Here is a 21061-nt window from a genome sequence, read left to right as displayed (position 1 = left end):
CCTTGGTCTCTGCAGATGCCTTGGTCGCTTGAGTTCGGTTATGCCGAGCGCGTGCCCGCGTTGACGTGATCAGCGCGTCCGGTGCGGAGCCGGAGCCGGTGCCAACTGTTTGAACCTCACGCGCGGGTTCACATCGCAAGAGGTGTTCCACCGCCCGGATGACGAGGCCAGGCACTGTTCTCGCGTCTCATACATGCACTCGCCGGGAGCGCCGAGGTCTCCGCCAACGACGCACCAGGGATAGTCACGCTCAGCGTGCGCTGCGGGAGCAAGCCCCGCCACCATCACAACAACCAGAGCGGCGGTTCGCATGAAATTCTCCATCATATCAGCCGAACGGCGGGAGCCGGTCGGCTGAATACGGCTAACGAATTGTTGCCTCAACGGCAAGCATCAACCCGCCGTCACACGACATCGTTCCTGACAAAGTGCAAAAGCTCGGCATCCGCTCTCAGGAACATCCGCATGCTTCACGCTATCGATCTCGCGACGCATGGCGGCGCGGGCTTCGATGAGATCCGCTACGCAGGCCTTGAGAAGCCGATGTCGTCGTCGATCACCGCGCCCGGCCCGACGGGGACCCTTCCGGGTCTTGGCTGATTGAGATTGTGGAATACGATCTTGTCGCGCCACACCTTGCGGAGAAAATCCGCGAACACGTCGATTGTCAATTGCTCGCCTGGACAGCGTCGATAGCCGAAGCCGAACGGAGCGAACCCGGCATAATCGCAGACGGGCGCCGGCTTCCCCTCCGACACGGCGAATACTGTGCCGAAACCGCTGTTGGTGATGTCAGTTTTCCGGCCATCGCTGACCGAAAGCGTCGTTATGTCGAACGGGCAGCGCGGCAGGCCGATCTGCTTGCATTTTGCCTCATCGATCTGCGCGCTGGTCGGAACGCTCAGGTACCGCTGGGGATCGAACCGCTCAGGCTCCTTCCACAGCCGCGAGTCGAAGCTCGTCTCGGTATGGGGCGAATTCATGTAGGAGTGCCGCTCGTAGGGCACGCCGAACTGGGCGAACGGAGAGCCGCCGTAGAAGGACGAGGCGCGCGTGTCCGTGATCGCCGAAATGCTGCCGCCGTTCGGCGAGATGGTGCGGAAGAGCTCCATCACCAGAAGTTCAAGGGGCGTGTAGGGCGCTCCGCTCGCATTGTCGAAGTCCCCGCTCATCGTCTTTTGGAAGGCCGCCCGCACCGCTTGGTCCCCTCCATTCCGGTTCAGGCGCGTCATGATGCCGAAGATGGAATTGCCCCATTGGCTCAGCGCCACGAAATTGTGGAAGCATTCAAAGACAACGTCCTTCTTGGCGAAATACTTGCCGTCGCCGGCATTCCTGAGCCAGTAATAGGCGATCGTCTTGTCGGGATCGGAAACCCTTCCGTTCGCGATGTCCTCAAGTCTCCCATCAATCCATTTCGCAAGGAACGGCCGAAGCGCCCTCACGGTCATGTAGTTTTCGTACACGATCTCCTGCAATGGATTGCGAAAGGCGAGCACCGTGTTGAAGGCCTCCCCGATCGCGCGGACTTGAGGCGGTATCGCATCGGCCTTCACGCCGAGGTGCAGATCCCAATAGATATCCCAGAAATAGTCGAGGTAGTGACGCATGAAAGGTTTGTCGGCGTGCTTGGGGTCGAGAAGCGCGTCGAAAAACGCGACGACCTTGGCCTGATACTTCGGGACATAAAGGTCGGGAGTGACGCCGGTGAAATAGATGCGCTTGCGCAGATTATTGGCGCCGCGATTCTCGAGCCCCTCGAGGAAAACCGTCACGCCATCCGAAGGGGTCGGCTTCCATTCTTCGTACAGCATCCCCCAAAAGTCCCAGGGGATTGCGTCCTGTTTGGTGAGAGCCAGGTCGATCATGGGGATGATCGGCCGCTCGCCGGCGAAAATACTGCCGAGAAAGAACGGGATCACGGCGTTGTCGACGTAGTCGCGGTCGAAGTGGCTTGGGATCGTAGCGCGGAATTTCGCCAGCGCCGCGGAGAGGTCGGGGGGAAGAGGCGCGGCAGACGCTTGAGTGGAGAGCCCACTTGCTGCAAGAGCGGCAGTGGCGCCCAGGAGCAGCGTTCGTCTTTCAATGAGCTGGGCTTCCGGGGACCTTGAGTCTGCGGAGGTGCTGTCGTCGGGCGGTTGATTCCGGTGCATGGCGTTAGCTCCCTGGTGGCAACTCCTCGCGCGGACAGGATGGTTCTTTACAGATTGGCGCTCCGGCACGAGGCGTGCATGAACACCGCGATTCAATCGAACTTCAGAAGGTGCGGACATCGGCAAAAACCCCGGTAAAGCACTTCCGGGTTATGGGAAGCCGGGACCGGACTGATGACCGAAATAGACCGGAAGTACAGCCAAGGTCGAATTGCTCAGGCGCATGTGTCCGTCGCTGGCGGACCTTGGCGCTCGCTACCGCGAAGCCTGCAAGTGACCGATTGCAGAAATGGGAGCGTCACCTCGACATACTTGCGATCAACGCTTATTTCGGCGAAACGAGTCCAGCAACCCCTCCATGATCTTGCGACCGTGAGCGCGGGTTTTTTTAGGGTCGGACGAAGTCGGAAGCATGATCGACAGCTCGCAAATGATCGCGTCAAGCATGTGTCCAAGCAGCTCTATATCATCGAAGACTAGCTCGCCTTCGCGCTTGAGCACCCTCAACGTCGCCTTCAGAAGCGCCATGGGGTACTGTTCTTCGATCTCGGCGAAGCGGGCCCTGCCTAGAACGACCGGCGCTTCCTGAACCACAATTCGCGCATAAGCAGGCTCAATCGAAACATCAAGGTATGCATCGATGCCGGTGTAGAGCCGCTCCCATATTTTCGACTTCCCCTTGGAGATCTCCTGCACACGTGCAGCAGCGTCGGATTGAAGCGAAACAACGACGGCGTCGAACAGAGCCTTCTTATCTTCGAAGTGGTGATAGAAGGCGCCGCGCGTCACTCTCGCAGCTCTCGAAATCGCCTCGATGCCCGCGGCCTGATAACCCTCCCGCGTGAATATTTCCTGCCCCGCGGCAAGCAATGCTTGCCGGGTCGCTTCCGCATATTCCTCTCGGCGGGTTCGTTGGTCATTAAGGGTCTTATTCATGCTCACTTACATACCGCTTGACATGACGGATGCGAAGTGGATACGACATACACACGGTATGTGAAATGTCTTTGGGACGTCAATGTGAGAGGGTTCCCTATGGATCGAGGCAGGATGTTCGAATTGGCGCAAGGTTTGGCCGTCGCCAAGAGCCGGCAAGACGTCGCTGCTGCACTCACCTTTCTCGACAAGGACATGGTGCTTGAAGGACCCGCGTTCGGCACCCATGCAATGGGACTAGCTGAAAACGAGGCGGCGCTGGCGCGGTTTTTCAAGTCTTTCCCGGATTACAACGTTGTGCTGTCCGGCCATGCCAATGACGGCGAGACGCTGGTCTGCTGGGGCCGAGTGCGAATGACCATGACGGGGGACCGTTTCGGGGTCACTCCCAACGGAGAGCGCGCGGAACTTCCGGTCTTCATCCGCTTCACTTTCAGTAATGACCTGATTGCGAGCGAATACTTCTTCTTCGATCTCTCGGCACTGTGCGCACAGTCGGGGGTCTCGACCGATCAGGTCCGCCGGAAGCTCTTTGGCGAAGGTCTCTAGGTCGCTTTGGGCCGGCTTCATACGTTTACGCAACTGGAGGACGACACGATGGATCCCCGCATAAAACCTGTTGCCGATATCGAGACGGTGCCGCTGTTCGACATCGTCGTCGATCTCACCCCACGCCTTTCCTTTGGTGAGACGCCGGTTGGCCGGCGAGTGCTGTTCGGCGCCGCGGGGGGGACCTTCATCGGAGAGCGGCTACGCGGTGAAGTCCTTGCCGGCGGCGGCGATTGGGCCTTGTTTCGGCAGAATGGGGACATGGCGCTTGACGTCCGGCTGACCTTGCGGACGCACGATGATGAACTGATCTACATGACGTATGGCGGACGCTGGATAACGCCACCCGAGGCGAGGGCGGAGATGGCCGATCCCGTCAAACGGTACAAAGTCGATCCCTCACGTTACTATTTTCGCACGCAGCCCTTGTTCGAAACTGGTTCAACATCCTACTCCTGGATGAATGACATCGTGTGCGTTGGAACCGGATATCTCGTCGAGGGTGCGGTGGCCTACAAGATCGTTCAGGTTGTCTGACGTGTTGGCAAGCGAGGGCTCGACATCCCATTCTCCCGATTTCAATTTGTCGCACAGGCTCGTGGCGGAGGGGATCGGGACCTGTTTTCTGCTTATGGCCGTGGTCGGCTCCGGCATTCTCGGCGTCCGGCTGGCACACGGCAATACGGCTGTCGCGCTCATTGCCAATGCACTCGCGACAGCCGCTGCGCTATATGCGCTGATTGAATGGTTGGGCCCTGTGTCTGGTGCTCATTTTAATCCCCTGGTTACGGCCGCGCTCGTCATCAGAGGCGACTTGCCCCTTCGAACCGGGGCTGCATACGTTCCTGTTCAACTCGTCGGTGCCTTATTGGGGGTGGGTGTGGCAAATGCAATGTTTGCAGCGCCGGTCTTTTCCTTCTCGGTCAACGACCGAAGCGGATTTTCCAGTTTGTTGAGCGAGTTCGTCTCGACATTCGGACTGCTGGGGGCGGTATGGGTTTGCTCACGGCTGCGGCCGGCGTCAGTCGCTGGCGTTGTCGCCGCTTATATCGGCAGTGCTTTCTGGTTCACGGCCACAGACTTTGCCAATCCAGCCGTGACCATCGCACGCGCATTTACGGACTCATTCGCAGGCATAAGGCCACAGGATGTCCTCGGCTTCATCGCAGCTGAGGTCCTCGGCGCGGGTGTCGCGATCGTTGTTTTTCGCTGGTTGTTACCTGCACGAGCTGCTGTTTGAGACTTCGAAGCACCTAATCTGTGCTTGGAGGGCTCTGGGCGTTGAAAGTCGTCGAAGTGTTCGCGCGAATGATCCATGGCCGACATCACTGCGTTGAGCAGTGGCAGACCGACGTGATTGACCCGAAGCTAGCATCAGCCCTCCGGCACTTCCGCCAGCCGCAGGCCTTGATAGACGCGCTCGCGTTTGGCGAGGTAAACTGGGTTATCACTGCAAGCGCCGCCCCGGAAGCGGCGGATGGTGAAGTCTGGAACGACCGCAAATAGCGCCTTTGCAGCGGCTTTCGCCTCATTCAGTGAGCCAAGCAGGGCGAGCGCGGCGGCCAGCCCAAAATGCGCGTTGACGTCATTTCGGTTGGCTTCGATGCTGCGGCGGAACCACCAGACTGCTTCAGCATCCGCGTCAACCTGCATCTTGGCAAAGCCGTTTATCATGAACCAGCGATGGGCGAAGATATCGCGAGGAGAGAGGCGAAGTGCTTCGTTGATATGGGCCTCAGTCTCTGCTCCGCGGCCCATATACAACTTAGCGCCGCCAGTCTGCGCGTGCGCTTCAGCCAAATTGCGATCCAATGCCAATGCTCTCTCGAACTCAGCGATGCCCTGAACCGCACGGTTCGTGCAAGTTTGCGCGCCGCCCAAGACCAAGTGGGCATAGGCATGGTTCGGCGCAAGCGATAGCGCCTTTATTGACATCGCCTCGGCCGCAGCGAAATGCGCGCTCGAGTCATCATCCATAAAGCTCACGCCAAGTATTAAATCGACGCCCGCCATCCAGACCATCGCATCGACATTCTTGGGATCGCGGGCCAACGCCCGTTCAAATATCCCGCGCGCTTGTGGCACACCTTCAGACGTCCATCCTTTGTGCAACAAAGCTTTACCTTGGAAATACAAGTCCATCGAATTGGGATCCGGAGATCGCTCTGATCTCCTAGCCTCTTGCTCGGTGAGCTGGGCATCGAGTGTATTGGCGAGGCGTGATACGACCTCGTCCTGTATATCCATCAGATCGGCGACTGGTTTGTCAAAACGGTCGGCCCATAGATGTGCGCTGGTTTCCGCGTCCACGAGCTGAACGTTTACGCGAAGTCGATCGCCGGCCCTCTGCATAGAACCCTCTAGCACGTACCGAACATTCAGTTCGCGGCCAATCTGCTTGAGATCGATCGCTTTGCCCTTGTACGTGAACGCGGTGTGTCGGCCAATGACAAACGAGCCGGAGATGCGCGACAAATCCGTGGTCAAACTCTCGGTCACGCCATCGACAAAGTAGTCCTGCCCAGGATCGTCGCTGAGATTAGCGAAGGGCAACACAACGATGGAAAGGTGGGGCGTTGAAAATGCGTTTGATCGCGCGCGCGGAGACGGCGTCGCTGTGTCGAACCCATCCAGAACCACAGAATAGGCTCGAACCGGACGGCCGATGTTTTTGAGGTCCTGCTCACCAAGATCGGTGAACCTGTCGCTAAACTTGCCCTGAACCTGATCGTAGACAGCCGAAGAGATGCAGATACCGCCGGGTGCTGCGACGCTCTCAAGCCGTGCGGCGATATTTACCCCATCGCCAAAGATGTCGTGGGGCTCGACGATGACATCGCCAATATTAATGCCTACTCGAAAAGCGATCCGCCTGTCTTCCGGGGCGCCGGCAGTAAGTTCGCGAACGCGCGCTTGAAATACCATCGCAGCCCGAAGAGCTTCGACGGCACTCGGAAACTCTGCGAGGAACCCGTCTCCCGTGTTCTTGACGATCCGGCCGCCGTGTTCGGCGATTGTTGGATCAACAGCCTCCGCTAAGAGGACTGTCAGTTTGGTATGCGTGGTCTCTTCGTCATGGTGCATAAGCCTCGAATAGCCGGCCACATCGGCGGCCAATATTGCCGCCAACCTCCGTTCGATCCGTCCTAACCGCTCCTGCGCCATGGCCCGCGATCCAATTTGAATGCATCATACGACGGATCGGAAGGACTGCCCACCTGGACCGACGCCGGTTATTGGCCCATCGCGCCCGTTAATGCGGCGCAGCGAAATGTCGGAAGCCGGGGGTAGACGGGACGTAGTCGGGTCCGTCCTGAAGGACGCTCGTGCCCCGTATCAGACGTCGGTCAATGGCCGGTGTTCCAAAAAGGACGTCGGCGAAGCGCGTGCGGGGTTGATCGGACTGGATTCGAGCGGCAAACATGGCGCTGGCCCGGAGTTCGCCCGATGACTGATTTCCAACTGCCCGAGACGCGCTACGCCCAGAGCGGCGATGTCAGTATCGCCTATCAGGTCATGGGCGAGGGACCAGTCGACCTCGTTCTGGTACCGGGCTTTGTCTCGCATCTTGAATTCCTGCATGAACTAACTGGTTTCACCTCCTTTGTCCGGCGTCTGGCGAGTTTTGCGCGCGTCGTGATGTTCGACAAAAGAGGACAAGGGCTGTCGGATCGGATGGCGGGTGCACCGTCGCTGGAGGTGCGCATGGATGATCTCCGCGCGATCCTGGACGCAATCGGCTCCAGGCGTGCGGCCCTGGTCGGGTTCTCCGAAGGCGGTTGCATGAGCATCATGTTTGCCGCGACATATCCCGAGCGCGTCTCACATCTCATTCTGATTGGCTGCTTTAGCCGCTCCGCAGATCGGTCCTCGGACGAAGCATGGGAAGTCCGCCTCGAGCAGATCGTGAAGCACTGGGGTGCCGGCCAATTGATCAAGACGATTGCCCCCAGCGAAGCCAGCAAACCCTCGGCCGTCGCGCAATTCGGACGGTTCGAGCGGCTGGCGAGCAGCCCTGGCGCGTTGCGGACGATCCTGCGGCTTAACCGCCAGATTGATGTCACCGCAATTCTGCCGACGCTGCAGATGCCCACGTTGGTGCTCCACCGCAAGGCTGATCTTCAGGTGCCGGTCGAGTTCGGACGCAAGCTCGCGGGAGCAATCCCGGGCGTCAAGTATATCGAATACCCGACCGGTGATGACCACGCGTTCTGGCTTGGCGATATCGAGACCATGCTCGGGGATATCGAGGAGTTCATCACAGGCCATCGTGATCACGGAGCGGTTGAGCTGGAGCGTGTGCTCGCGACCGTACTGTTCACCGATATCGTCGATTCCACCCGTAGCGCCGCCGCGATGGGCGACCAGCGTTGGCTCCGGCTGCTCGGGGACCACGATCAGCTCGTGCAACAGATGGTCGGTAAGCACCGCGGCAACCTGGTGAAAACCACTGGCGACGGGGTTGTCGCGACGTTCGATGGGCCCGGCCGCGCCGTGCGTTGCGCGCTCGCAATCGGTTCGGAGACGAAACAGATCGGTCTTCCCGTTCGCGCCGGGCTGCATACGGGCGAGATCGAGATCAGGGGCAATGACATTGGCGGCATTGCGGTACACGCTGCTGCGCGCGTGATGTCGCATTCCGGGTCCGACGAGGTGCTGGTGTCTCGTGTCGTCACCGATCTCGTCGCCGGCGCGGGTCTGAAGTTTGCCGAGCGTGGCTCCTTCGAACTGAAGGGTCTACCCGGCCGCTGGGATCTTTTTGCAGCGAGCGGTTAGCATCGAAAGCGGAAAGACCGCCTGCGGCCCTTCTGCGATATCCGGCGATGTCCGCTCTTGCGCCGTTGTTGGCGGAGCGGACATCGGATGTGCCGGAGCGGAGCGCGCCGGTCTGACCAGGATACGATCTTGGGCGCGCCTACTCGTCGTCCTCGTCGTCTTCTTCCTCGTCTTCGTCGTCCTCATCGTGGTCTTCGATTTCCAGCTGTTCGAGCGTAGCCAGCGGCAGCGTCTCGCGGAACAGATCGCCCTCCGAGCCCATCCAGAGGCAGACGATGTCGTCGCCTTTGACCTCTGCGACGGTCAGCGGCTGGCCGCCGGATTTCAGCATCACGACGTCGCCGGTTTTCAGTTCCATGGATGGTCCTTTCGGGTTGATCGACGAGAGCGGAGGCTTAGCAAGCCGTCATGACACGCCGATCACGGGCTGCGTGACCCGTGAATTGCGCCGGCTTGCGTGGACTGCGCGAACGTCGATGGCAAAAGTTCGAGTGGGAGTTCGCTCAATAGTCGCCCAGGGATTATTCCGTCCCAGGCGCGGCGATGATGGCATCATGCGCCTGTTTTGCCCGACGCGTCAAACGATTTCGTAAAATCAGTATCCGCGTCGCGTTCTGCGGCAAGCTATCGGTTTCACCGCCTACTGTGCATGGGGTTGTTTTCGGGATTCAGCCCGGCACCAGTTCGGTCAGCGAGCGGATGATGCGGTCGGGCTTGACGGTCGAGCCTTCGGGCAGGCCGTCGCCATGCACGTCGATCCAGATCGCATAGATGCCGAGGCGCTGCGGCGTCACGACTTCCCATTCCAGATTGTCGCCGATCATCCAGGTGTCCTCGGCGGTGACGCCGAGCGCCTCCATCGCGTGCAGATAGGCGCGCTCCTCGGGCTTGCCGAAACCGTGCTCGCCCTCGATCTGGATGTGATCGAAGCGATGGGCCAGCTCGAAGCGCTCGACCTTGGCGCGCTGCATGTCGGCGGCGCCGTTGGTGACCAGCGCGAGCTTGACGCCGTGCGCCTTGAACGCGTCGATCGCATCATGCGCGCCGGGGAAAACGAAGATCGCTTCCTCGCGATAGCTGGTGAAGCGGTCGGCGAGGCGCGCGGCGAGATCGTCGGAGAGGGCACGATGGCCGTTGGCGGCGAGTGCGGCGAAGCCGCCCCGCACCGTGAGCCGCCGCGCCTCGCCGAGCTTCATCCGCCACGCGGCTTCCGCGGTCGACCAGAACTGCCGCGCATAGGCGAGCACGGCGGTGGCGACCTCTCGCGGCGGCAACGGTGCGAGCTCCTCGGCGAATTCTTCCGCGATCGTGTTCCAGGCGATCTCGGGCCGGCCATAGGCCGACAGGATGGTGTCGTCCATGTCGATCAGCATGGCGCGGGGGAGCGGCTTGATTGCAGGCTTGATCGTCGTCATGGCCATTTCACCTCCGGCGGCAGCGACGACAGGATCGAGTCCACATTGCCGCCGGTCTTGAGACCGAAGATGGTGCCGCGGTCGTAGAGCAGGTTGAACTCGACATAGCGGCCGCGACGGATCAGTTGCTCCTCGCGATCGTCGGCAGTCCAGCTTGTTGCGAAATTCCGTCGCACCAGTTCGGGATAGATTTTCAGGAAGGCGCGGCCGACGTCCTTGGTGAAGGCGAGGTCGGCGTCCCAGTCGCCGCTGTCGTGCCAGTCGTAGAAGATGCCGCCGACGCCGCGCGCCTCTTTCCGATGCGGCAGATGAAAATACTCGTCGCACCATTTCTTGTACTTGTCGTAATCGGCAACGCCGTTCGGCCCTGTGCAGGCCTCCTTCATCGCGGCGTGGAAGGCGAGGGTGTCGGCGTCCTCCTGCGTGCGCCTTCGGTCAAGCACGGGCGTGAGATCGGCGCCGCCGCCGAACCAGGCCTTGGTGGTGACGACGAAGCGCGTGTTCATGTGCACCGCCGGCACGTGCGGATTGCGCAGATGCGCGATCAGCGAGATACCCGACGCCCAGAAGCGCGGGTCTTCGGCGGCGCCCGGAATCTGCGCGCGAAACTCCGGCGCGAATTCGCCATGCACGGTCGAGCAGTGCACGCCGACCTTCTCGAACAGCCGGCCCGACATCATCGACATCACGCCGCCGCCGCCGGCAGCCCCGCTGTGGTCGGTGCGCTGCCAGGGCGTGCGCGAGAAGCGGCCGGCCACGCCGGGATAGAGGCTTTGCGGCGCGTCGTCCTCGATCCGCTCGAAGTTTTCGCAGATGTCGTCGCGCAACCGCTCGAACCAGCTGCGGGCGCGGGCCTTGCGGTCTTCGATTGTTGACGGGTCCATCTGCATTCCATCGCTCTCGTAGGGTGGGCAAAGGCGCCCTTGCGCCGTGCCCACCATCTTTCATCGTCATCGCGAATGGTGGGCACGCTCCGTGCCCACCCTACGAAATCTCACGCTTGCGGACCGTAATAGGTGCAGCTCTCGTTGCAACTGTCGCGGTGGATGCTGACGCGGGTGAGCTTGCCGATATGCGCGAGCCGCTCCCAGACGAAGCGCGACAGGTTCTCCATCGTCGGTGTGCCCAGCGCCTCGATCTTGTTGAGGAACTTGTGGTCGAGCATCACGCGCACCCCTTCGATCTCGCGCTGGAGCAGGCCGAGATCGACCACCATGCCGGTCTCGGGGTCAGGCATGCCGCGCACCGTCACTTCGGCGCGGAAGGAGTGGCCGTGGATCTCTTCGCTATCAGCGCCAAAGGTCGTCCCCTTCAGCGTATGCGCCGCCTCGAAGCGGAACGATTTCGTTAGTTCCCACATCTGTCCGTCAACCCATCCTATCTGATGCCGAGCGATTTATGCGTCTGCACGCTCAGCCGCCATTGCGGATGCTGCAGGCAATAGTCGATCGCACGGGCGGTATTCTCTGCGACTGCGGGTCCGTCCATCGGCTGCAGCGAGAAGCGCTCGAAGGCGAGACCCTCGAAACTCTCGGGCGCGGCGAGGGCCTGCGGATAGACCAGCTTCAATTCGTGACCACGGCGCAGGACCAACTCGCTGCCGCCCTTGGGGCTGACGCAGATCCAGTCGAGGCCCTCTGGTGGTGTAACGGTCCCGTTGGTCTCGACGCCGATCTCGAAGCCGCGGGCATGGAGCGCATCGACTAGGGCGTCATCGACCTGGAGCAGCGGCTCGCCGCCGGTCAGCACCACGTAGCGGTTGGCGGTGGAGGCCGTCCATTGCGCGGCGATGGTGTCGGCGAGTTCCGCGGCCAAGGCGTAGCGGCCGCCGAGTGTGCCGTCGGTGCCGACGAAATCCGTGTCGCAGAACTGACATGTCGCCTCAGTGCGGTCGGCCTCCCGGCCGCTCCAGAGGTTGCAGCCGGCAAAACGGCAGAACACCGATGCGCGTCCGGCATGGGCGCCTTCGCCTTGCAGGGTCAGGAAGATTTCCTTGACCGCGTAACTCAATGGTCTCTCCTCAACATATCAGACTTGCGGGTTCCGGATCTGCCGCAGCGCTTCGCCTGCGGCCATGGCCGCGGTCATGGCGACATTGAGCGACCGCAGCCCCGCCGTGATCGGGATCACTAGCCGCGCATCCGCGGCCTCTACCACCGCGTCGGTGACACCGGCGCTCTCGCGCCCGAATAGCAGGATGTCCGACGTCTGGTAACGGAAATCGCGGTAGTCGGTGGCGGCTTTGGTGGTGAACAGCAGCAGCCGGTAGCTGTGTGCCGCCCGCCACGCCTCGAACCTTGACCAGGAATCGTGCCTGACGATGCTGACATGGTCGAGGTAATCCATTCCCGCCCGGCGGAAATGCCGGTCGGAGACCGGGAAGCCGGCCGGTTCGATGATGTGGGCGGCGATGCCCAGACAGGCGCACAGGCGGAGAATCGTGCCGGTGTTCTGGGGGATGTCGGGTTGAAAAAGTGCGATCTGCATGGGCGGTGACGGGCCAGTTGTGGGCTGGAAATGTCTCAATAAAACATCGCCGGCCGCGTAATTCGTGCATTGCACGCTCCCGCGCCGTTAGCGGGCTTGCGCTCGCACGGCAAGGGTGCCAATAGAACGATTCTGGACTGCTGTTTTCGCCTTGTTTTGGTGGGGACCAGCGAAGTTCTGCCGCCGCGGGGGGCCGCGGGCGCCGGCAGACTGTTCTGGGGACCTTGGGGGCTCCTGGAGCGGTTCCGCCGGTAGCATAAGAAGAAAGGGTTGGAATCGTGACGACAGCGTCTTCGGCGGACCATCCGACACGCCGTGATTTCTTATTCGTTGCAACGGGGGCAGCTGCAGCAGTAGGGGGCGCAGCCGCGCTCTGGCCCTTTATCTCGCAGATGAATCCGGACGCCTCGACCATCGCCGCCGGTGCGCCGATCGAGGTCGATCTAAGCCCGGTTGCCGAGGGGCAGGACATCAAGGTGTTCTGGCGCGGCAAGCCGATCTACATCAGCCACCGCACCAAGAAGCAGATCGACGAGGCGCGCGCTGTTCCGGTGGCGAGCCTGCCCGATCCGCAGTCCGACGAGGCCCGGGTCAAGGCCGGCCATGACCAGTGGCTGGTCGTGATCGGCATCTGCACCCATCTCGGCTGCATCCCGATCGCCCATGAAGGCAATTACGACGGGTTCTTCTGCCCCTGCCATGGTTCGCAGTACGATTCGTCCGGCCGCATCCGCCAGGGGCCCGCGCCCGCGAACCTGGCGGTGCCGCCGTACCAGTTCGTTTCCGACACCAAAATCCAGATCGGTTGAGCTTCGGACCCGAGTCCGAAGCTTCGCGCCGTCTCGTCGTTTTATTTCCCAGGATCGCATCATGAGCGGACCATCCGACTACCAGCCGAGCAATCCGGCCCTGCAATGGATCGAGCGACGTCTCCCGATCCTGGGTCTCGTCCATTCCTCTTTCGTCGTTTATCCCACCCCGCGTAACCTGAACTACTGGTGGACCTTCGGCGCCATTCTCTCCTTCATGCTGGGGATGCAGATCCTGACCGGCGTGATCCTGGCGATGCACTACACGCCGCACGCCGACCTCGCCTTCAAGTCGGTCGAGCTGCTCGTCCGTGACGTCAATTACGGCTGGCTGCTGCGCAACATGCACGCCTCCGGCGCATCGATGTTCTTCTTCGCGGTCTACGTCCACATGCTGCGCGGCCTCTACTACGGCTCCTACAAGGAGCCGCGCGAGGTGCTCTGGATCCTCGGCGTCATCATCTATCTCTTGATGATGGCGACGGGCTTCATGGGCTACGTGCTGCCGTGGGGCCAGATGAGCTTCTGGGGCGCCACCGTCATCACCAATCTGTTCTCCGCCATTCCCTATGTCGGCGAGAGCATCGTAACGCTGCTGTGGGGCGGCTATTCGGTCGGCAACCCGACACTGAACCGTTTCTTCTCGCTGCATTATCTGCTGCCGTTCCTGATCGCGGGCGTCGTCGTGCTCCACGTCTGGGCGCTGCATGTCGCCGGCCAGAACAATCCGGACGGCGTCGAGCCGAAGACGGAAAAGGACACGGTGCCGTTCACGCCGCATGCGACCATCAAGGACGGTTTCGGTGTCGCCTGCTTCCTGTTGCTGTACGCATGGTTCATCTTCTACATGCCGAACTATCTCGGCGACGCCGACAACTACATTCCGGCGAACCCGGGCGTCACACCGCCGCACATCGTGCCGGAATGGTATTACCTGCCGTTCTACGCGATCCTGCGCTCGATCCCGAACAAGCTCGCGGGCGTGATCGGGATGTTCTCGGCGATCATCATCCTGTGCTTCCTGCCCTGGCTCGATGCCGCCAAGACCAGGTCGTCGAAGTACCGTCCGCTGGCCAAGCAGTTCTTCTGGATCTTCGTCGCGGTCTGCATCCTGCTCGGCTATCTCGGGGCGCAGCCGCCGGAAGGCATCTATGTCATCGCGGGCCGGGTCCTGACGGTTTGCTACTTCGCCTACTTCCTGATCGTGCTGCCGCTGCTGTCGCGCATCGAGACGCCGCGGCCGGTGCCGAACTCGATCTCGGAGGCGATCCTCGCCAAGAGCGGCAAGGCCGTGGCTTCGATCGTGGTCGCGCTTGTCGCCGCAGGGGCGCTGTTCGTCGGCACCTTGCAGGATGCACGCGCCGAAGAAGGTGGCATCAAGCCGCCGGGCAACAACTGGTCGTTCGCGGGCCCTTTCGGCAAGTATGACCGCGGTGCGCTCCAGCGCGGCCTGAAGGTCTACAAGGAAGTCTGCTCCAACTGCCACAGCCTGTCCTACATCGCGTTCCGTAACCTGGCTGATGCCGGCGGTCCCGGCTATTCGGAGGCGCAGGCGGCAGCGTTCGCGTCCGACTACAAGATCAAGGACGGTCCGAATGATGCGGGCGACATGTTCGAGCGTCCGGGCCGGCCGGCTGACTATTTCCCCTCGCCATTCCCGAACGAGCAGGCGGCTCGTGCGGCGAACGGTGGCGCGGCGCCGCCCGACCTGTCGCTGATCACCAAGGCGCGTTCCTATGGCCGCGGCTTCCCGATGTTCCTCGTCGACTTCTTCAGCCAGTACCAGGAGCAGGGCCCGGACTATGTCGCGGCGGTGCTCCAGGGGTTCGAGGACAAGGTGCCGGAAGGCGTGACCATCCCGGAAGGCTCCTACTACAACAAGTACTTCCCGGGCCATGCCATCAAGATGCCGAAGCCGCTCAGCGACGGCCAGGTGACCTTTGACGACGGCTCACCGGCAACGGTTGCGCAGTACGCCAAGGACGTCACCACGTTCCTGATGTGGACCGCCGAGCCCCACATGGAAGCGCGCAAGCGCATGGGTCTCCAGGTGTTCGTGTTCCTGATCATCTTCGCGCTCCTGATGTACTTCACCAAGAAGAAGGTCTGGGCCGACTCGCACTGAGCGGCGCACGCGAGACGAGAAATGAAGAAGCCCCCGCAAGGGGGCTTTTTTGTTGAACACGCGCGTGTGTTGTCTGGCGCGATTGCCTATCGCGCGCGCAGCCGCCAAAATGCCTTCAACCTCTCCCCAGAAACTCGTCGGAGGACCACATGGGAACCGCCATCACGTTCAAGCGCCCGGACGGCAAGGACGCCTCGGGCTATCTAGCCAATGCCGCGCGCAGCAATGCCCCGGGCGTGGTCGTGATTCAGGAATGGTGGGGCCTGTCGGACCAGATCAAGGGTCTGTGCGACCGCTTTGCGCTCGCCGGCTTCGATGCGCTCGCGCCCGATCTCTACAAGGGCAAGGTCGTGCCGTATCACGACACGGATGCGGCCGGCAAAGAGATGAACTCGCTCGACTTCATGGACGCCACCACGCAGACCGTGCGCGGCGCCACGCAATATCTGTCGCGCAACGGCGCAAAGGTCGGCCTGACCGGCTTCTGCCTCGGCGGCGCCGTCACCATCATCGGCTCGGTGCATGTGCCGGAGCTCGCCGCCGGCGTCGTGTTCTACGGCATTCCGCCGGAACAGGCGGCCAAGCCCGCCGACGTCAAGATTCCGCTCCAGGCCCACTTTGCCAACAAGGACGATTGGTGCACGCCGGAACTGGTCAACGGCTTCGAAAAGGCCATGAAGGCCGCCGGCAAGTCGCTTGAGCTGTTCCGCTATGACGCCGAGCACGCCTTCGTCAACGAGCAGCGCCAGGCCGTGCATGACCGCGAAGCTGCCGAGCTTGCTTGGGGCAGGGCCACGGAGTTTTTCAGGAAGCATCTGGGGTAGGGGCGTGAAGTCTTGTAGCCCGGATGGCGCGCAGCGTAATCTAGGGCTGCCTCGCCGTTGCACGAACCCCGGATTGCGCTTCGCTCCATCCGGGCTACGGCACTGGGGCCACCCTTGACGCCGTCCCCGCGCCATGGTGAGTATCCGCCCATGAGCACCGCAGCCTGCCCATCCCGTTGTTGGTGGCGCACCTCCTAAGAGGTGGCCGGTGCGATTTCTTTTCCCAAAATCGTCGAAGGTCGCCCACGCGGTGCGGCGGCCTGATCGTTTGTCCTGTGTGGCGTTCCCTCGGCAAGTTTCGTAAGAGGACGACATGAACAGGACAGTCTTTGCCCTTCCGGCCAGAAGCGATTACGTCACCCGCGGCGGTCTGGCGATCACGCGCGTGGCCGAACAATTCACCGGCGCCGCCAACCGGCTCGACGATCTCGTCAGTCTGCTCGACCGCCGCCGCGGCGTGGTGCTGTCCTCGGGTACGACCGTGCCGGGCCGCTACGAGAGCTTTGACCTCGGCTTCTCCGATCCGCCGCTCAAGCTCGAGACCACCGGCGTCAATTTCAAGCTGGAAGCGCTCAACGCGCGCGGCGAGGTGCTGATCGCCTTCCTCGCTGATGTCCTCCGTGAACCCTGCGTGGTGATCTCCGAGAAGACCGCAACGCGCCTTGCCGGCTACATCATCCGCGGCGATGCGCCGATCGAGGAAGACCAGCGCACGCGTCGCGCGAGCGTGATGTCGCTGGTACGCGATCTCGTCGCCGCCTTCTCCGCCAATGACGACGGGTTGCTCGGCCTGTTCGGCGCCTTCGCCTACGACCTCGTGTTCCAGATCGAGGACCTCGTCCAGAAGCGTCCGCGCGAAACTGATCAGCGTGACATCGTGCTCTACGTTCCCGACCGCCTGCTCGCCTACGACCGCGCTACGGGGCGCGGCGTGGTGATCAGTTACGATTTCGCGTGGAAGGGCAAATCCACTGACGGCCTGCCGCGCGAGACGGCCGAGAGCGGCTACCAGAAGACGCCGCGCCAGGGTTTTGCCGATCACGCGCCTGGCGAATATCAGGCCACCGTCGAAACCGCGCGTGCCGCCTTTGCCCGCGGCGATCTCTTCGAAGCCGTGCCGGGCCAGCTCTTCGCCGAGCCCTGCGATCGCTCGCCGGCGGAAGTGTTCCAGCGGCTCTGCGTCATCAACCCGTCGCCCTATGGGGCGCTGATGAATCTCGGCGAGGGTGAATTCCTGGTCTCCGCCTCGCCGGAAATGTTCGTGCGCTCCGACGGACGCCGCGTCGAGACCTGCCCGATTTCAGGCACGATCGCGCGTGGCACCGACGCGATCGGCGATGCCGAGCAGATCCGCCAGCTCCTGAACTCGGAGAAGGACGAGTTCGAGCTCAACATGTGCACCGATGTCGATCGCAACGACAAGGCGCGTGTCTGCGTGCCCGGCACGATCAAGGTGCTGGCGCGTCGCCAGATCGAGACCTACTCAAAGCTGTTCCACACCGTCGACCACGTCGAGGGCATGCTGCGTCCCGGATTCGACGCGCTCGATGCGTTCCTCACCCACGCCTGGGCCGTCACCGTGACCGGTGCACCAAAGCTCTGGGCGATGCAGTTCGTCGAGGATCACGAGCGCTCGCCGCGGCGTTGGTATGCCGGCGCGATCGGTGCGGTGAACTTTGATGGCAGCATCAACACCGGTCTCACCATTCGTACCATCCGCATGAAGGACGGTCTCGCCGAGGTCCGCGTCGGCGCTACGTGTCTGTTCGATTCCGATCCGGCCGCGGAAGATCGCGAATGCCAGGTCAAGGCCGCGGCCCTGTTCCAGGCACTGCGCGGCGATCCGCCGAAGCCGCTGTCGGCGTTTGCCCCCGATGCCACCGGCTCGGGCAAGCGCGTGCTGCTGATCGACCACGACGACAGTTTTGTGCACATGCTCGCCGACTACTTCCGTCAGGTCGGCGCCAGCGTCACCGTGGTCCGCTATGTGCATGCGCTCGACATGCTCAAGCAGAAGAGGTGGGATTTGCTGGTGCTGTCGCCCGGTCCCGGCCGCCCGGAGGATTTCGGGATCAAGACAACCATCGATGCGGCGCTGCAGAACAAGCTGCCGGTGTTCGGCGTCTGCCTCGGTGTCCAGGCGATCGGCGAATATTTCGGCGGCGAGCTCGGCCAGCTCACCCATCCCGCGCATGGCCGGCCGTCGCGGGTGCAGGTGCGCGGCGGGCGGTTGATGCGTAATTTGCCGAACGAGATTGTGATCGGGCGCTATCATTCGCTCTATGTCGAACGCGACAGCATGCCGGAGGTACTCAGCGTCACCGCCAGCACCGAGGACGGCGTGGCGATGGCGCTCGAGCACAAGACCCTGCCGGTCGGCGGGGTGCAATTCCATCCGGAATCACTGATGTCGCTCGGCAACGAGGTGGGCTTGCGTATCGTCGAGAATGCGTTCCGGCTGGATGCGCCGGTCAATTGAGAGGCACCAATGACCTTTGATCACGATCTGAAGGCGAGCGTCCGCGCCATCCCCGACTATCCCAAGCCGGGGATCATGTTCCGCGACATCACGACGTTGCTCGCGGATGCGCGCGCGTTCCGCCGAGCGGTCGACGAGCTCGTCAATCCCTGGGCCGGCAACAAGATCGACAAGGTCGCCGGCATGGAAGCGCGTGGTTTCATCATCGGCGGCGCGGTGGCGCATCAGCTTTCGGCCGGCTTCGTTCCGATCCGCAAGAAAGGCAAGCTGCCGCACACCACCGTGCGGATTGCCTATTCTCTCGAATACGGCATCGACGAGATGGAGATGCATGTCGATGCGATCCAGCCCGGCGAGCGCGTGATCCTGGTCGACGATCTCATCGCCACCGGCGGCACCGCGGAAGGCGCCGTAAAACTGTTGCGCCAGATCGGCGCCAACGTGGTCGCCGCCTGCTTCATCATCGACCTGCCCGAACTCGGTGGTGCCGCCAAGCTGCGTGCCATGGACGTGCCAGTGCGCACGCTGATGACGTTCGAAGGGCACTAGCCTTCGCGGCAATCTTTAGATCGCCTCGGCCTTCAGCTCTGCCTGCCAATGCAGCATTCGCTCCTTCAGCAGGGCGTTTCTGACGTAGGCGATTTCCTCATCCTCCAGCCGCTCGCATTCGCCGAACGTCACGCCTGCCTCGCCATGCGCGTTCCACGCGGCCTGGAGGCTGCGGCAGGGATGGCTGCCCTGGCGAAGCGAGAACCAGATGCGGTTCTGGATGGTCTTGAGGTTCGGGGCCTGGCCGACCCAGGCCTCGGCCGTCGCCTCGCAACGGACGGCGTAGATGCCCGCGATGGTCTTCCGCTCCTTGTAGGCGGCGATGGCTGCTTTCCGGTCGATGCTCACGGGGACGGACCTTGCTGGGTGATGCTGTCGCGTAAAGTCAGTAGCGGCCGATCCGCCGCATGTCAATATTACCCGGGTAAAATACTCAGGACCGTTGCAGGATCAGGCTGAGCTCGAGCTCGCGGAAGGCAAGATAATTTCGCCGGATCCACTGATGCAGCTCGGTCGAGGAGTCCTTCTCCTGGCGCAGATAGCCCGTGAAGGAGAAGTTCAGCCGGTCGATATAGGTCTTCAGGAAGCCGGGCAGCGCCGGCAGGCGGAATAGCCGGCCGCCGGCCATCGCGGGCGGCAGCTCGCCGCGGATAATGAACTCGTTGTCGACGGTGATCAGGTTGATCCGCGGAATCTGCTGGCGCAGCATCTCATGGGCGCGGGACGAGACGCGGTCGGTGTCGGCCACGAACAGGATCATCGGCGCGACGTGCCGGCGCGCCGCCTCTTTGAGCAGGCCGATCTCGTCGGCCATCTTGAAGAACTCGTCGAAGGCGTGGAAGCCGAGGTCGATGACCTTGGCGAGCCCGTCATCGACGATGACGCGGTCCATCAGCTGCATCTTGCCGTAGGTGTCGATGACATCCGCGGTCTCGGTGACCTTCGGCAGGTAGTCGAGCAGCGACGGCTCCTTCAGATTGACGTCGAAGGCCGTGACGTTGCCGTTCTTGAGCAGCAAGAATTCGGCAAGCAGCCGCGCCAGCAGTGTCTTGCCGACCTGCGGGCGGGGCGAGCAAATGATGTAGAGGGGCGTCGCGGGCATCACGAGCTATTATCTGAGCGAACTTACCGCCCAATCCAGCCGTATCCGCCCATACTCTGCAACTATTTTTCGCTGCTGCGGCCGCCAGGCTTCGAGCCGACGATATCGGTCAGGTGGATGCGGTCGAACTCGCTCCAGACGTTCGCCAGCCAGTGCCGGACATAACCGCGCAGCACGAACGAATAGTTCGCGGCCTCGTCGTTGATGCCCTTGTTGGCAACGAATTTCAGGAACGGAACAGAAGAAACCTCGACCTGCTCATAGGCCATTTCGTTGAGCTTGGGGATGGTCAGCTCGGTCGCATCCTTGATGCGGTGGAAGTAGGAATTGTAGGTCGACTGGTCCCACTGGAAGAACTGGGTGTCGTTGATGAAGTTCTTCACCAGGAAATATTTGGCGCCGGTCATGAAACCCGCGGTCTCGGCGATCTCGTCGAGCGATGCGATCGACGGCCCCAGGATGTGGAACACGGCAAAGGTGATCTGGCCGGCCTTGGCGGCATCGAGGAAACCGATGTCGCGCAGTGAGGCCAGGGCCGGCGAGAGCAGGCCGGCGCGGACGTCGATCACGGTCACCGACGGGCTCGTCGCATTGAGCGTATCGAAAATCTTCATCTGATCGGCCGTCGTGGTCATGTCGACGATCTCGGTGATGTCAGGGTGAAAGCGCTTCAGCGTTCCCCGGGGGGATTCGGTGTCAAAGGCGCGGGTCGGCACGTTGTTGGCGGAAAAATAATCGAGCAGGGTGCGCGATACCGTGGTCTTGCCGACCCCGCCCTTGTCCGCGCCCACCACAACCACTGCCGGCTTTGCCATTGCTGTCCCCTAACGCGCGCCCCCGATCGCGAGGTCGCAATC

22 protein-coding genes are annotated in these 21061 nt (G+C 62.0%); 9 read left to right on the top strand and 13 right to left on the bottom strand.

All coding sequences use genetic code 11. From position 1 onward, the window contains the following. Positions 1-69: 69 nt before the first annotated feature. The 3 genes from ABIA96_RS03380 to ABIA96_RS03370 form a co-directional block, all read right to left on the bottom strand. Positions 70-312 carry a DUF3551 domain-containing protein gene (locus ABIA96_RS03380; RefSeq protein WP_354135591.1) on the bottom strand — a complete coding sequence of 81 codons (243 nt, stop codon included), beginning with the start codon at positions 310-312 and terminating at the stop codon, positions 70-72. A 209-nt stretch (positions 313-521) separates the two neighbouring features. Next, positions 522-2273, bottom strand: coding sequence for a hypothetical protein (locus ABIA96_RS03375; RefSeq protein WP_354135590.1), 1752 nt, complete (start codon positions 2271-2273; stop codon positions 522-524). Between the two features lie 198 nt (positions 2274-2471). Further along, complete coding sequence (locus ABIA96_RS03370; protein WP_354135589.1) at positions 2472-3089, bottom strand: TetR/AcrR family transcriptional regulator; 618 nt, start codon at positions 3087-3089, stop codon at positions 2472-2474. A gap of 114 nt (positions 3090-3203) precedes the next feature. Here ABIA96_RS03370 and ABIA96_RS03365 point away from each other — a divergent pair, with 114 nt between their 5' ends. Genes ABIA96_RS03365 through ABIA96_RS03355 form a run of 3 tightly spaced genes read left to right on the top strand, consistent with a single transcriptional unit; the run spans position 3204 to position 4878 of the window. After that, positions 3204-3638, top strand: coding sequence for an ester cyclase (locus ABIA96_RS03365; RefSeq protein ID WP_354135588.1), 435 nt, complete (start codon positions 3204-3206; stop codon positions 3636-3638). Between the two features lie 48 nt (positions 3639-3686). Continuing rightward, complete coding sequence (locus ABIA96_RS03360; protein WP_354135587.1) at positions 3687-4175, top strand: DUF3237 domain-containing protein; 489 nt, start codon at positions 3687-3689, stop codon at positions 4173-4175. A 1-nt stretch (position 4176) separates the two neighbouring features. Next, positions 4177-4878: an aquaporin gene (locus tag ABIA96_RS03355; RefSeq protein ID WP_354135714.1), complete on the top strand. Its 702-nt coding sequence runs from the start codon at positions 4177-4179 to the stop codon at positions 4876-4878. 134 nt (positions 4879-5012) lie between these two features. Here ABIA96_RS03355 and ABIA96_RS03350 read toward each other — a convergent pair whose 3' ends face one another. Then, entirely contained in the window at positions 5013-6803 is a 1791-nt protein-coding gene (locus tag ABIA96_RS03350; RefSeq protein WP_354135586.1) for an adenylate/guanylate cyclase domain-containing protein, read from the bottom strand. 192 nt (positions 6804-6995) lie between these two features. Between ABIA96_RS03350 and ABIA96_RS03345 the strand changes: the two genes are divergently transcribed. Then, entirely contained in the window at positions 6996-8414 is a 1419-nt protein-coding gene (locus ABIA96_RS03345; RefSeq protein ID WP_354135585.1) for an adenylate/guanylate cyclase domain-containing protein, read from the top strand. Between the two features lie 139 nt (positions 8415-8553). On the opposite strand, the gene ABIA96_RS03340 is transcribed toward ABIA96_RS03345, so the two are convergent. From ABIA96_RS03340 to ABIA96_RS03315, 6 genes are all read right to left on the bottom strand, one after another. Further along, positions 8554-8772, bottom strand: coding sequence for a YodC family protein (locus tag ABIA96_RS03340; RefSeq protein ID WP_354135584.1), 219 nt, complete (start codon positions 8770-8772; stop codon positions 8554-8556). Between the two features lie 310 nt (positions 8773-9082). Beyond that, complete coding sequence (locus tag ABIA96_RS03335; RefSeq protein ID WP_502918798.1) at positions 9083-9829, bottom strand: HAD family hydrolase; 747 nt, start codon at positions 9827-9829, stop codon at positions 9083-9085. After that, positions 9826-10713, bottom strand: coding sequence for an oxygen-dependent coproporphyrinogen oxidase (hemF, locus tag ABIA96_RS03330; RefSeq protein WP_354135582.1), 888 nt, complete (start codon positions 10711-10713; stop codon positions 9826-9828). Before hemF ends, ABIA96_RS03335 begins: the two co-directional genes overlap by 4 nt. Before the next feature lie 110 nt (positions 10714-10823). Continuing rightward, positions 10824-11189, bottom strand: coding sequence for a 6-pyruvoyl trahydropterin synthase family protein (locus ABIA96_RS03325; RefSeq protein WP_354135581.1), 366 nt, complete (start codon positions 11187-11189; stop codon positions 10824-10826). Positions 11190-11206: 17 nt separating this feature from the next. Further along, positions 11207-11839, bottom strand: a complete 633-nt coding sequence (gene queE, locus ABIA96_RS03320) for a 7-carboxy-7-deazaguanine synthase (RefSeq protein ID WP_354135580.1) — start codon at positions 11837-11839, stop codon at positions 11207-11209. Between the two features lie 18 nt (positions 11840-11857). Next, on the bottom strand, positions 11858-12316 hold the full coding sequence (locus ABIA96_RS03315; protein WP_354135579.1) for a tRNA (cytidine(34)-2'-O)-methyltransferase: 459 nt from the start codon (positions 12314-12316) through the stop codon (positions 11858-11860). A 278-nt stretch (positions 12317-12594) separates the two neighbouring features. Between ABIA96_RS03315 and petA the strand changes: the two genes are divergently transcribed. The 5 genes from petA (at position 12595) to ABIA96_RS03290 (ending at position 19102) form a co-directional block, all read left to right on the top strand. Beyond that, positions 12595-13125 carry a ubiquinol-cytochrome c reductase iron-sulfur subunit gene (petA, locus tag ABIA96_RS03310; protein WP_354135578.1) on the top strand — a complete coding sequence of 177 codons (531 nt, stop codon included), beginning with the start codon at positions 12595-12597 and terminating at the stop codon, positions 13123-13125. Between the two features lie 61 nt (positions 13126-13186). Continuing rightward, positions 13187-15250, top strand: coding sequence for a cytochrome b/c1 (fbcH, locus tag ABIA96_RS03305; protein ID WP_354135577.1), 2064 nt, complete (start codon positions 13187-13189; stop codon positions 15248-15250). A 149-nt stretch (positions 15251-15399) separates the two neighbouring features. Beyond that, complete coding sequence (locus tag ABIA96_RS03300; RefSeq protein WP_354135576.1) at positions 15400-16074, top strand: dienelactone hydrolase family protein; 675 nt, start codon at positions 15400-15402, stop codon at positions 16072-16074. A 313-nt stretch (positions 16075-16387) separates the two neighbouring features. Then, positions 16388-18553 (top strand): anthranilate synthase component I, encoded by a 2166-nt coding sequence (locus ABIA96_RS03295; protein ID WP_354135575.1) that lies wholly within the window; start codon positions 16388-16390, stop codon positions 18551-18553. 9 nt (positions 18554-18562) lie between these two features. After that, entirely contained in the window at positions 18563-19102 is a 540-nt protein-coding gene (locus ABIA96_RS03290; protein WP_354135574.1) for an adenine phosphoribosyltransferase, read from the top strand. Between the two features lie 15 nt (positions 19103-19117). On the opposite strand, the gene ABIA96_RS03285 is transcribed toward ABIA96_RS03290, so the two are convergent. From ABIA96_RS03285 to ABIA96_RS03275, 3 genes are all read right to left on the bottom strand, one after another. After that, positions 19118-19450: a GIY-YIG nuclease family protein gene (locus ABIA96_RS03285; protein WP_354135573.1), complete on the bottom strand. Its 333-nt coding sequence runs from the start codon at positions 19448-19450 to the stop codon at positions 19118-19120. Between the two features lie 85 nt (positions 19451-19535). Beyond that, positions 19536-20204 carry a P-loop NTPase family protein gene (locus ABIA96_RS03280; RefSeq protein ID WP_354135572.1) on the bottom strand — a complete coding sequence of 223 codons (669 nt, stop codon included), beginning with the start codon at positions 20202-20204 and terminating at the stop codon, positions 19536-19538. Between the two features lie 62 nt (positions 20205-20266). Next, positions 20267-21019, bottom strand: coding sequence for a P-loop NTPase family protein (locus ABIA96_RS03275; RefSeq protein ID WP_354135571.1), 753 nt, complete (start codon positions 21017-21019; stop codon positions 20267-20269). Positions 21020-21061: the final 42 nt, after the last annotated feature.

This window comes from Bradyrhizobium sp. LB11.1 (assembly GCF_040549385.1).
Taxonomy (GTDB): domain Bacteria; phylum Pseudomonadota; class Alphaproteobacteria; order Rhizobiales; family Xanthobacteraceae; genus Bradyrhizobium.
The sequence above is the reverse complement of the archived record's forward strand: the minus strand, read 5'-3'. Positions and strand labels throughout refer to the sequence as shown.